General features: G+C 57.8%; 11 protein-coding genes. 5 read left to right on the top strand and 6 right to left on the bottom strand.

The window, feature by feature from the left end; translation table 11 throughout:
* Window positions 1-16: 16 nt before the first annotated feature.
* Window positions 17-1,288: a polyhydroxyalkanoate depolymerase gene (gene phaZ, locus AC2FID_RS12505; protein WP_058274101.1), complete on the bottom strand. Its 1,272-nt coding sequence runs from the start codon at window positions 1,286-1,288 to the stop codon at window positions 17-19.
* 110 nt (window positions 1,289-1,398) lie between these two features.
* On the opposite strand from phaZ, the gene AC2FID_RS12500 reads away from it, so the two are divergent.
* The 4 genes from AC2FID_RS12500 to AC2FID_RS12485 all read left to right on the top strand — a co-directional run bounded on the left by AC2FID_RS12500 (window position 1,399) and on the right by AC2FID_RS12485 (window position 5,239).
* Window positions 1,399-3,201, top strand: coding sequence for a PHA/PHB synthase family protein (locus AC2FID_RS12500; RefSeq protein WP_496837083.1), 1,803 nt, complete (start codon window positions 1,399-1,401; stop codon window positions 3,199-3,201).
* A gap of 131 nt (window positions 3,202-3,332) precedes the next feature.
* On the top strand, window positions 3,333-3,779 hold the full coding sequence (locus AC2FID_RS12495; RefSeq protein ID WP_058274073.1) for a phasin family protein: 447 nt from the start codon (window positions 3,333-3,335) through the stop codon (window positions 3,777-3,779).
* Window positions 3,780-3,914: 135 nt separating this feature from the next.
* The gene (phaR, locus tag AC2FID_RS12490; RefSeq protein ID WP_058274099.1) at window positions 3,915-4,469 is read left to right on the top strand and encodes a polyhydroxyalkanoate synthesis repressor PhaR; all 555 of its coding nucleotides are present in this window, start codon (window positions 3,915-3,917) and stop codon (window positions 4,467-4,469) included.
* 11 nt (window positions 4,470-4,480) lie between these two features.
* Entirely contained in the window at window positions 4,481-5,239 is a 759-nt protein-coding gene (locus tag AC2FID_RS12485) for a trypsin-like serine peptidase (RefSeq protein WP_496837081.1), read from the top strand.
* 6 nt (window positions 5,240-5,245) lie between these two features.
* Here the strand turns inward: AC2FID_RS12485 and AC2FID_RS12480 are convergent, their stop codons facing one another.
* On the bottom strand, window positions 5,246-6,460 hold the full coding sequence (locus AC2FID_RS12480) for a DegT/DnrJ/EryC1/StrS family aminotransferase (RefSeq protein ID WP_496837080.1): 1,215 nt from the start codon (window positions 6,458-6,460) through the stop codon (window positions 5,246-5,248).
* Window positions 6,461-6,683: 223 nt separating this feature from the next.
* On the opposite strand from AC2FID_RS12480, the gene AC2FID_RS12475 reads away from it, so the two are divergent.
* Window positions 6,684-7,655, top strand: coding sequence for a formylglycine-generating enzyme family protein (locus AC2FID_RS12475; protein WP_496837078.1), 972 nt, complete (start codon window positions 6,684-6,686; stop codon window positions 7,653-7,655).
* A 2-nt stretch (window positions 7,656-7,657) separates the two neighbouring features.
* Here the strand turns inward: AC2FID_RS12475 and AC2FID_RS12470 are convergent, their stop codons facing one another.
* From AC2FID_RS12470 to AC2FID_RS12455, 4 genes are read right to left on the bottom strand one after another with little or no spacing between them, the layout of a single operon-like run.
* Window positions 7,658-8,962: an NAD(P)/FAD-dependent oxidoreductase gene (locus tag AC2FID_RS12470; protein WP_282121504.1), complete on the bottom strand. Its 1,305-nt coding sequence runs from the start codon at window positions 8,960-8,962 to the stop codon at window positions 7,658-7,660.
* A gap of 8 nt (window positions 8,963-8,970) precedes the next feature.
* The gene (locus AC2FID_RS12465; protein ID WP_058274095.1) at window positions 8,971-10,329 is read right to left on the bottom strand and encodes a glutamine synthetase family protein; all 1,359 of its coding nucleotides are present in this window, start codon (window positions 10,327-10,329) and stop codon (window positions 8,971-8,973) included.
* Entirely contained in the window at window positions 10,329-11,009 is a 681-nt protein-coding gene (locus tag AC2FID_RS12460) for a type 1 glutamine amidotransferase (protein ID WP_496837076.1), read from the bottom strand. The genes AC2FID_RS12465 and AC2FID_RS12460 overlap by 1 nt, the downstream gene beginning before the upstream one ends.
* 59 nt (window positions 11,010-11,068) lie before the next feature.
* Window positions 11,069-12,388, bottom strand: a complete 1,320-nt coding sequence (locus AC2FID_RS12455) for a glutamine synthetase family protein (protein WP_496837075.1) — start codon at window positions 12,386-12,388, stop codon at window positions 11,069-11,071.
* Between the last annotated feature and the right edge of the window lie 16 nt (window positions 12,389-12,404).

Genomic DNA, 12,404 nt, shown 5'->3' with positions numbered 1-12,404 from the left:
TTCCTGCTCATGATTTTTAAGCCACTTTGTTTTTGTTTGCGGCGCGACGCTTTGGTTTGCGCGTATTTGCATTCATGAAGTCAATCACAAGCGGCCGGATGTTATCCCGCCAGCTGCGGCCTGCAAAAATGCCATAGTGACCCGCTCCGGGTTCGACGTGGCTTGCCTTTTTTGCATCCGGCAAACCGGTGCAGAGTTCAAGCGCGGCAATACACTGGCCGGGCGCTGAGATATCATCATTTGCGCCTTCAACCGTTTTGACCGCAACATCGGTGATTTTGCCGATATCGACCTTGTGACCTGCGACAACGAACTCATTGCGGGCGATCTCGCGGTCTTTGAACACGCGCTCGACCGTGGAAAGGTAAAACTCGGCGGGCATGTCCATGACCGCCAGATATTCATCGTAAAAGCGGTTATGCGCATCGTGATCGGACGCTTCGCCTCGCATCACGCGCTGGATCTGATCGGTGAACGCTTTGGAGTGGCGATCTCCGTTCATCGACATGAAGGACGCCAATTGCAGCAAGCCTGGGTATACCATGCGGCCGACGCCTTTGTATTTGAAGCCGACGCGCTGGATCATTGTTTCTTCCAGCTGTCCCATGGTCACACGACGGCCGAAATCGGTCACGTCGGTCGGGGTTGCATCAGGGTCAACCGGACCACCGATCAGGGTCAATGTGTTGGGCTGGGCCTTGGGCTCGACCTCGGCCAGATAAGCGGTTGCGGCAAGCGTCAGAGGAGCGGGCTGGCAAACGGCAACAACATGAGTGTCCGGGCCCAGCTCTTTCATAAAATCGACAAGATACAGCGTGTAGTCCTCGACATCGAACTTGCCTTCGGAAACAGGGATATCACGCGCATTATGCCAGTCGGTTACGTAAACCTCACAATTGACCAGCAGGCTTTTGACCGTGGAACGCAACAAAGTCGCGTAGTGGCCGGACATTGGCGCTACCAGCAGCACCTTGCGGGGTTGTTCTTCGCGTCCATTGACGCGAATATGGATCAGGTCGCCAAATGGGCGCTCCATTACGGGAACAATATCAACAAGGTGGTCTTTGCCATCCTCACACGTGAACGTTCGAATACCCCAGTCCGGCTTTGCGATCATGCGCTGAAACGTGCGCTCGGTCACTTCGCCCCATGCGGCCATCATGCTGAAAGCCGGGTTGGGGATCATGGAGAACAGTGGGTAGGACGCCATAGCACTGGCCGTTGCCCCCATCCATTGGTTCGTGTTGCGCATGGTTTCCATAAGGTCGTAGGTCATCATGTAGCGCATTTAGGGGGCCTCCTGGCTGCCGGTGTGAGTGTCGGACCATTCGTCGCTTTGCTCCCCAAGCCCACGACGATTATTCTGCGTAGCAGCGAGGTTAAGGGGGAATTGTTAAAATGACAACAAGTGAACACCGGACGCCGGAGCTATCCCCGGAACACCTTGAGAGGCTTAAAGAAAATATGGACAAGGTGGAGGAGCTTTCGAAGCGACTTGTTGATGCGATGTCGGGAAAGAAGGGACATAACCCTGCTTTGGACGGTCCGAATCAAGAGCTTTATGCAAAGGCAGCATCGGCGTATTGGGCTGAAGCGATGCAAAATCCCGCGCGGCTTATGGAGCAGCAGATCGAGTTCTGGGGTCAGTCTGTTATGAACTTTGCCGAGGCGCAGCAGGCGCTGGTGGGCAGCGAGGCAGAAGAGGCCGCATCCGGACCCCGGGACAAGCGGTTTTCCAACCCCTTGTGGGAGACCAATCCGTATTTCAAATTCATCCGTCAGCAGTATCAGACAAATGCCGAAGCGATTTCGCAGGCGGTTGCCTCGGTCGAGGATCTGGAATTGAAGGACAAGCAACGGCTGGCGTTCTTCTCGCAGCAGATCATCGACATGATGTCTCCGACGAACTTTCTGGCGACCAACCCGGATGCGCTGGAAAAGGCGGTTGAGACGGAAGGTCAGTCACTGATCCAGGGTCTGGAAAACCTGGTGGCCGATCTCGAGGCCAATGATGGCGAGATGGTTGTGAAGCTGGCCGATGACAGCGCCTTTGAGGTGGGCGGCAATATCGCGACGACGCCCGGCGATGTGGTCTATCGCAACCGGTTGATGGAGCTGATCCAATACAAACCGGCGACCGAGACGGTGCATGAAACGCCGCTGGTGCTGTTCCCGCCGTGGATCAACAAGTTCTACATTCTGGATCTTAAGGCGCAGAACAGCCTGATCAAATGGGTGACCGAGCAGGGTTATACCCTGTTTGTGGTCAGCTGGGTGAACGCCGATGAATCCCATGCCGACATCGGCATGGAGGATTATATCCAGGACGGATTCCTGACTGCGATCGAAGAGGTTAAGGCGATCTGCAAGGTCAAACAGGTCAACGCTGTCGGTTACTGCATCGCGGGCACCACGCTCAGCTTGACGCTGTCGCTGCTCAAGCAGCGCGGCGACAAGTCGATTAAGTCGGCCACGTTCTTCACGGCCCTGACCGACTTTGGCGATCAGGGAGAGTTCACGCCTTTCCTGCAGAACGACTTTGTGGATGGGATCGAGGATCAGATCTCGGAGGACGGTGTTCTGAAAGCGTGGATCATTGGGCGCACGATGTCGTTTCTGCGCTCAAAGGACCTGATCTATGGGCCTGCGATCCGCAGTTATATGATGGGCGAAACGCCCCCCGCGTTTGATCTGCTGTTTTGGAACGGGGACGGGGCCAATCTGCCGGGCCGCATGGCGGTGCAGTACTTGCGCGGCCTATGCCAACGTAATGACTTCGTCACCGACGGGTTCGAATTGCTGGGGCATAAGCTGCACGTGCACGACGTAGACGTGCCTCTGATGGCGATCACTTGCGAGACCGATCACATCGCAGCCTGGAAGGCGTGTTATCGCGGGGTGCAGCAGATGGGGTCGCGGTCGAAGACCTTCATCGTCTCGGAGTCGGGGCATATTGCGGGCATCGTGAACCCGCCCAGCAAAAAGAAATACGGTCACTACACAAACACCGACCTGAAGGCAGATCCGGAGACCTGGTTGAAAGAGGCCGCGTATCACGAAGGCTCTTGGTGGCCCCGGTGGGAGGCCTGGCTGAAGAAGCGGTCGGGTAAACAGGTGCCCGCGCGTGCGACCGGCGATTCGGCCCATCCTGCCCTGGCTCCGGCGCCTGGGACCTATGTGCGGGTCAAGGCAAGTATTTGATTTCAATGCGCCTTGCAGAAATATGCCGCAGCGCAGCAAGAAAAATCTTGCAATGCTGCGCTGCGGCAACCATATTGTCCTCAAGCTGAAGAAAACCGGGGTGGGCCCGGTTCGGCAAAAGGATTTTAGACATGGCAAAGACGCAAGACTTCACCGCGACCCTGAAAGACGTTATGGGCGCGTTCCCTGTTGACACCACCGCTCTGGAAGGTGCTTTCAAATCGACCGCGACGCTGAACGAAAAGCTGTCGGGTGTTGCACTGGAAGCGGCTGAAAAGTCGGCTGAGATCTCGAACAAATGGACCAAGGACACCCTGGCCAAGCTGACCGAGATGTCGAAAGCCAAGGCAGAGCCTGCAGACTACGCCAAAGCGGCCACCGACTTCGCCAGTGCATCGGCTGAAGTTGCAGCTGAAAACATGGCGGCCTTCGCAGAGATCGCGAAAAAAGTTCAGTCCGAAACCGTTGAGCTGCTGATGGCGGCTGGCAAAGACGTCGCCGAAGACACAACCGCGGCTGTCAAAAAAGCCACCAACGACGTGACCGCAGCTGCCAAGAAAGCAACTGCCGCCAAGTAAGCAAACGCCGCGAGGCGCACCCACTCCTCCCAATCGGTGCTATCGCGCAGGGCAGGTCGAAAGACCTGCCCTTTCTTTTTGTGCTGCGCTCGCATAATCTCTGCTGCAATGCATCATCCTTGGGGAGGGTAAACGGTGTCGGAACAAGAAAAACCACTGTTGATCAAACGTTATGCCAGCCGTCGGCTGTATAACACCGAGACCAGCGACTACGTCACACTTGAAGATATCGCGTCATTTATTCGGGACGGGCGCGAAGTGCAGATCATTGACCTTAAATCTGGTGATGATCTGACGCGGCAATATCTGCTGCAAATTATTGCTGAACACGAAAGCCGCGGCGAAAATGTGCTGCCGGTCAACGTGCTGAACGATCTGGTGCGCAGCTACATGCTGCCGGGTGGCGGTGTGATGCCGCAATTCCTGCAAAGCTCATTCGAGATGCTGCGGGAAAACCAGAGCAAGATGATGGAAAACATGAGTGCGATGAATCCGATGTCTCAGATGCCGGGATTTGATGCAATGCAGGCCCAGCAGCAAGCATTCCTGAAAGCTATGACTGGTGGTCTGTCCGGCGGATGGTCCGGCCCGGACAAAGACGATGACGCCAAATCCGAGCCTAAGGAAGATTTGGACGACATCAAAAAACAGTTGGCGGAACTGCAGCAAAAGCTGTCCAAGCTTAACTGACGCGGCCAAAGATGCGCTGGTTGATCCTGAGTATCACGATACTTTGGATGCAACCCGCGTTGTCGCAGGGCATTTTCTCAGACCAGTGGTCCCAAATTTGTACATTGGGGACACGGGCCGCAGCCGGATGTGATGCGATTCGTGCACGCGAAATTCTGGCGGCCGATCAGCCACCGTGGCGCGCGATTGGACGTGTTAATTTTGCCAGTCGGGATCAGAAGTCCCATTGCACCGGGGTTCTTGTTTCGGACAATCTTGTCCTGACTGCGGCGCATTGCCTGTACAACACACCGCGTCAGCGGTGGATTCCACCCTCAAGCATCCGTTTTGCCGCCGGTTATCAGCGCGGAGAAGCCGCTGCGGTTTCAGGAGTGAAAGCGTATCGGGTTCATCCTGAACAGGGCGTTGAAGGCCGGTTTGATGACAGATCAAACTTGGATTGGGCGGTTCTGGAACTCAGTGCACAGATTGGGCAGCAGGTCGGTTATCTACCCCTGGCGGATGATAGCGCCACTAGCACGTTTGTTGCGGGGTATCCCGGTATCCGGCCCCATGTGCTGAGCAAAACAAAGACCTGCCAGCCGCGCCGCCATTCAAGCGGGGTTTTGCTGGCGACATGTCCTGTCATGATGGGGGATTCTGGTGCGCCTTTGTTGGTCGAGATGGACACTGGATTGCAGGTTGTCGGAATCCTATCCCGCGTGGCCGCAACCCCCAAGGGGATCACAGCGCTGTTTTTGCCGGTCGATCTGTTTGACCTTGGACCCTAGTCGCCGTCAGGTTCCGTACACCGGAACCGGGCCTGTAACCTCGCCCACAGACGCCAGCAGGATATCCGAAATCACATCCAGCTCTTCGCGCGTCAGGCGCACAGGCAGTCGGACATCGCAGGCCTTCATAAGCATTGCGCGGGTTTGCGGTAGCTCGAACTTTTCCGGCAGGAATTGCCAGTTCCAGAATGCGCGTGCGTTATCCTGACTCAGGCCAAAGACCTGAACCTTGACGCCACGCGCCTCAGTCGCCGCAGCGAAGGCGCGGATATCGTTGTCGTCCATATCCACCAGGTTGAACTGTATGGAATCCGGTGCCCGGCGTTCGGGCTCCAGAGGGGCAGGGACGTCGATATGGGGCGATGTATTCAACCGGTCTGCAACATAGTCGTGGTTGGACAGGCCGTCACGCACACGACGCGCAAGTTCCGGGATTTGTGGCCGGATTACTGCAGCGCTGAGATTGCTCATCCGCAAGTTATAGAGCGGCAATTGGTTCTGCCAGCGGGCAAATGCCTGCTCCAACTCGGGCGAGTTGTCGCCTTGCGGTCCCTTATGCTTCTTCCAGTTATGTTCATACGCGCCCGACATGATCACGGCTTGCGCCACCAGATCGGCGTCGTCGGTGATCAGAATACCGCCTTCGCCCGCGTTAATCATCTTGTAGGACTGGAACGAGAAACAGCCGATCTTGCCGATCGTGCCAATATTGCGCCCGTGCCAAGTTGTGCCTAGCGAGTGCGCCGCGTCCTCGATCACAGGGATGTCGCGTGCGTCACACAGCGCCATGATGGCATCCATGTCCGAGGTGTGGCCGCGCATATGGCTGATGATCACGGCCTGAACGCCGTCCAGCTTGGCCTCGAAATCGGCCATGTCGATGCGATAATTTTCACCGACTTCGCACAGCACCGGAATGCAGTCTGCATGCACGACCGAAGACGGAACGGCGGCGAAGGTGAAGCCGGGGATCAATACCCGCGCATCCCGCGGCAGGCCGAACGCTTTGAGGGACAGGAACAGAGCGGCCGAGCAGGAGGATACCGCCAGGGCATATTTACTGCCCAGCAATTTGGCAAATTCGGCCTCAAGCAAGGCAACCGGCGCGTCCTGCGGCGCGGTATAGCGAAACAGATCGCCTGACTGCATCAGGGCGTCGATGGCTTCTTTTGCTGCTGGGGGGATGGGTTCGGCGGCATGAACGTTTGGCGGAAGCGTCATATTTGATTTTCCCAAATTCTATCTTTGGGAAAGATAAAGCTATTTTTTCAGCAATCCAACCCTTCAATCGCCCATGGGGCGAAATTTCACCGATCTGTCAAATTCGGATGCTCTGAGGGATTACGGAGCTTCGACCGGCCAGCTTTTGGTCTTGCAGCCGACGCGAAAGTAAGGTGCGATTGGTTCAACTCTGCTTTTGTTATTCACGGGTTGGACCACAGATTTGATATTCAGACTTTTGACATGGCTGTTGGCGATATCCTCGTTCGCAACAGTCGCACACGCCCAATATGTTCTCTCGGATGGAACCGACGTCGCGCCGCTCGAGATGTTTCAGGAATGCGATGTTTGCCCTGAGATGATCGTGCTGCCTTTGGGCGAGTTTCTGATGGGTGGGCCTCCGGGAGAGTCCAAGCAGAACGTCAAGTTTGATGAAGCTGGCAACTGGATTCCCGTCACGCCCGACAACCCTTATATCGCCTTTCATGAGGGGCCGGTGCACAAGGTTACGGTTGATCTGCCTGTTGCCATGGGCCGCAATGAGATAACCCATGACCAATGGATGACCTGTGTGCACGATGGCGGCTGCGGCGGGTACGAGCCGCAGGACTTTATTCGCCTCCCCAAAACCAAGCGCGCAAAGGTCAGGGGCAACCATCCCGTTATCACGGTCTCTTATCTGGATGCGATTGCCTATATCGATTGGCTAAACAGCAAGGTTGGGATGGACGTCTACCGCCTGCCGACTGAGGCAGAGTGGGAATACGCCGCCCGCGCCGGAACGCAGACACCCTTTGCGCAGGGCGAAGAAGTCACCACGGATCAGGTGAATTTTCTGGGCAGCGCGACCGAAATCATGCTGGGCGAAGAGCGGCCTGACCTTGTTTCGCGCGGCAAGCCTGTACCTGTAGACCAACTGGACGCCGCTAATGCGTGGGGACTGCGCCACATGTCGGGCAATGTGATCGAACGCACGATGTCCTGCTGGACCGACAAGTATGCGGGGTGGGACACATCCAGCCGCTATCTGGAAATGGCTCTCGAAACGCCGTGCGCGAAAATAGTGAGCCGAGGCGGAGCATATCCCTTTGCCATGGACGCTTCTCGTGTTGCCAATCGGGGGAGAGCCTTGCGGGATACCCGATCGACTTTGGCGGGGTTCCGCGTTTTGAGAGAGTTCAAGCAAGCGCCTTAGCGTCACACTCCCAACCGGTCCCGCAACGCAAACCATGTCATCGCAAGCACCAGCAGCGGGCTACGCAGCGCGGGCCCTCCGGGAAAGGGCAGGGCGGGGACGCGGGCCATTGTGTTAAACCCTTCGGCTTGCCCCTGGATGGCCAGCGCCATCAGTTGACCCGCATGCGTGGCCGTGCCGACCCCGTGCCCGGAATAACCCGACGCGGATAGGATATTGGGCGCGATCCGCGCCAGATACGGCATTCGGCGCATTGTGATGGCCAGAGTGCCGCCCCAAGCGTAGTCGATCTTTACATCTTGTAAGTGCGGAAAGATCTCGGTCATGGGTTTGCGCACCGTTGCCGCAATATCGCCGGGAAAGCGATAACCATAGCTTTCGCCGCCGCCAAACAGCAGGCGACCATCGGCGCTGAGGCGAAAGTAATTCACCACGAACTTGGTGTCGGCCACGGCGACGTCTTTTGTCAGGACGCGGGCGGCATCCACGCCCAAAGGCTCGGTCGCGGCGATGAAGTTGTTGATGGGCATGACCTTGGTGGCCACCTTGCGGTTCAGATCGCCGAGATATCCGTTGCAGGCCAGAATGACGTGGTCTGCCGTCACCTTGCCGTGTGCGGATTTCACAACGGCTGGTGTGGTTTCTTCGACGCCCAGAACCTCGGTGCTTTCACAGATGCGTACGCCTGCTTTTGCCGCTGCCTGAGCCAGCCCCAACGCAAAATTCAGCGGGTGCAGATGCGCCGCGCCCATATCCAGATAGCCGCCCCGATAAGAGGGCGAAGGACACAATGCCTGACCTGCGCCTTCGTCCAGAACCTCCATCTGGTCATAACCATACCGGTCGGACAGGTGCGCAGCGTGGTCATGAAGCTCTTGCTGCTCACCGCTGCTGAGCCCCAGAACGGCCACGCCCGGTTTCAGGTCACAGTCGATCTGGTGTTTCGCGATCAGGGATTTGACCAGATCTTTTGCGTCTTCGGCCAGATCCCACAGCTTGGCGGCGTCATCATCACCGACCAGTCGCTCGAGGTCTTCCTGATCCATACGCTGTGCGCTGCCCAGTTGCCCGCCATTGCGACCTGATGCCCCAAAGCCAACGCGGTGCGCCTCGAGCAGGACAACGTCGAACCCTGCTTCGGCCAGATGTAACGCGGCGGACAGGCCGGTATACCCGCCGCCCACGATGCAAACATCAGCCTTCACATCGCCGGACAGCGCGGGGAAGCGATCCACCGGATTGGCCGTCGCAGCGTACCAGCTGGCCGGATACTCGGCCTTGCGGTCATTGGAATAAAGCAGGTTCATCGGGTGCCTCAGACATTCATCAGCAGATGCTCGCGCTCCCACGGAGAGATGACCTGCAGGAATTCCTCGTATTCGGCCCGTTTGACGATGCCATAGACGCGGGCGAACTCAGGGCCCAGAACTTCGTGCAAGGCAGTAGCCTCATCAAACAGGTCCAATGCGTTGCCCATCACTTGCGGGATGTCACCTTCGCCCTCATAGGCATCACCATAGAATTGGCGGCGCGGGCGTTCTTGCCGGGTCAGGCCCAGATAACCACAGGCCAGGGACAGCGCGATGCCCAGATAAGGGTTGCAATCCATCCCTGCGATCCGGTTTTCGACGCGGCGTGCCTCGGGGCCGGACAGGGGCACGCGAATGCCGGTGGTACGGTTGTCGCGCGCCCATTCCAGATTGATCGGCGCGGCGTGATCTTTCACATAACGGCGGTAGGAATTAACGTATGGGGCCATCACGGCCAGGCCAGCTGGCAGGTGGTTCTGCAGCCCGGCGATGAAATTGTAGAACGCGTCCGTTTCACCGCCCTGTGGACCGGAAAAGATGTTCTGGCCTGTTTCCATGTCTATAATCGAGTGGTGGATGTGCATCGCTGAGCCCGGCTCATCCTCGATCGGTTTTGCCATGAACGTGGCAAAGCAGTTGTGGCGCAGCGCGGCCTCGCGGATCAGACGTTTGAAGTAGAACACTTCGTCGGCCAGTTTGACCGGGTCGCCATGGCGCAGGTTAATCTCTAGCTGACCCGCGCCGCCTTCCTGCGTGATGCCGTCAATCTCGAACCCTTGATGCTCCGCGAAATCATAGATGTCGTCGATTACAGGTCCGAACTCGTCCACCGCGGTCATCGAATAGGCCTGCCGCGCGGCCGCGGGGCGGCCCGAACGGCCCATCATGGGTTTGATTCCATGCGCCGGGTCGACATTGGGGGCGACCAGAAAGAACTCCATCTCGGGCGCGACGATGGGGTCCCAGCCTTTGTCGTGATACAGCTGCACAACACGCTTCAACACGTTACGCGGGCTGAAGGGGATCGGCTCACCATCCCGGTCGTAGGCGTCGTGAATAACCTGCAATGTCCAGTCACCCGTCCACGGCGCGGCAGATACGGTAGAGAAATCAGGTTTCAGGATCATATCCCGTTCGATAAACCCGTCCTCACCCGCTGCTTCGCCCCAATCGCCGGTGATGGTTTGATAAAAGATGCTGTCGGGCAGGTGGAAATAAGTCTGCCGCGCGAACTTGCTGGCAGGTACGGCCTTGCCGCGCGCAATGCCCGGCAGGTCCGAGATGATGCATTCGACCTCATCCAGCCGGTGGCCGGAGATATAGGTTTTTGCTGCTTCTGGCAGCTGGTCTGTCCAGTCGGCCATCAGGCCCTCTCTTTCTTCAGAAATTCTGCCATGTGCCGTCCGATGGTCGCGTTGTCGTCGGGGCTAGGCAGGCGTTTGGCGGCAGCTTCCATCAACGGGTCGGGAACAACGCCCTTGCCGCGTGTTTCCATCAGGCCCTGGATAAAGGCATCGCCGTATTCCGGGTGGGCCTGCACGGTCCAGATGTTGTCGCCATAACTTACCATCGCATTGCGGCAAAAGTCGTTGGCGCCGATCACACGTGCGCCTTCGGGCAATTCAACAACCTGATCCTGATGCCAGGCATTCAGGGTGACGGATTGGCCTTCCAAGTCATATTCGGTGCGCCCCACGGCCCAGCCACCGGTAAACTTTTCGACTTTGCCACCAAGCGCCTGCGCGATGATCTGGTGGCCAAAGCACACACCGATCAGCGGGCGACCGCTGCGTTGAATGGCGCGGATTAGATCCTCGAGCGGTGGTATCCACGCATGATCCTCATACGCGCCATGGCGCGAGCCGGTGATGATCCAGCCATCAGCATGAAACGCGTCCTTGGGAAATTGGCCGTCTACAACGGCGAAGGTTTCGTAGGTAAAACCGTTGCCGTCCAGCAGCGCGGCGAACATCGCGTCATATTCGCTGAATTGGTCCTGCAGTTCATCAGGTGGATGGCCGGTCAGTAGGATGCCGATTTTCATGGGTCACCAAATTTGATCAAATTTATTCTAGCCCAGCGGATGCGGGCGGGCAAGAGGGCTCATACGGCTTCGACATAACTCAGCCAATGGTTTTCGGATGGACGCTCGGCGAACCGCCTGATTTCCTGTCGCTTGGTCATGGCGAAATAGCGGATCAGGTCGGCCGGAAAGATGCGCGCGACATTGGGGTCTGTTTCAAAGGCTGTAATGGCTTGGGTCCAGTCGGCAGCCAATTGCGGCAGCCCGTCGACTTCATAGGCATTGCCCGTAATAGGGGCAGGCGGTTCCGACTGATCTTCGATGCCGTTCATGGCGCCCCCCAGAACAGCGGCCAACATCAGATAGGGGTTGATGTCCCCACCGGCGACGCGGTGTTCGATCCGTCGCGCGACCGGCGCGCCACCGGGAATACGCACAGCCGCAGTGCGGTTCTCATAGGCCCAACACGCACCGGTTGGGGCGTGCGCGCCCGGGACCAGACGCGTGTATGAATTCCCGTGCGGTGCAAAGACAAGCGTACATCCGGGCATCGCCGTCAGGCATCCCGCCACCGCCCACCGAAGAAAATCGGTGCCTTCGGGTCCACCGTTGTCAAACACGTTGCGGCCCTGTTGATCCACGACCGAGAAATGGACATGCATCCCGTTGCCAGCGTCATCGGCGTAGGGTTTCGCCATGAAGGTTGCGGTGAACCCGTGTTTACGGGCAAGGCCACGCGCCAAGGCCTTGAAAAGCCATGTATCATCGGCACAGCGCATGGCGTTTTGGTGATTCAGGTTGATTTCGAACTGGCCAATACCGCTTTCCGAGATGGCGGTTTGCGCGGGAACTCCCATCGCAGCGCACCCGTCATAAAGGTCGGTGAAGAACGCATCGAAGGCATCCATTTCTGCCATCGACAGGACTGCCTCATCCTCCAGTCGTCGCTGGGTCACGGGATTGACCGGCGGCTGCGGATGCGCACCCGAGGCGTCTAGCAAGGTGAACTCCAGCTCTGTCGCCGCAATGACCGACCAGCCACGCTGTGCATAGCGATCAAGAACAGAGGCAAGTGCATGCCTGGGGTCGCCAGCAAACGGGGTGCCTTCGTCGTCATACAGGCACATGGGGACCAGGGCGGTTTCCGTTTCCAGCCAAGGCACTGGCACTGGGCCGCGCTCGGTCGGAAGCAAGACACCATCTGCGTCACCGGATTCGAATACCAGCGGGCTGCCGTCGATATCCGCGCCCCACAGGTCGACATTCAACGCTGAAAACGGCATGCGCAGCGTGCCTTTGTCCAGCTTGTCGGCGTAAGAGGGCGGCACACGCTTGCCTCGCATCTGACCATTCAGGTCACATGCGGCAACGCGAAAACTGTGCAGGGCGCTCAGATCCATCACTGACTCCATTACT

The sequence above is a fragment of the Ruegeria sp. CDSC068 genome (genome assembly GCF_059610545.1).
Note: the sequence above shows the minus strand (reverse complement) of the source record. Positions and strands in the feature narration are given on the sequence as shown.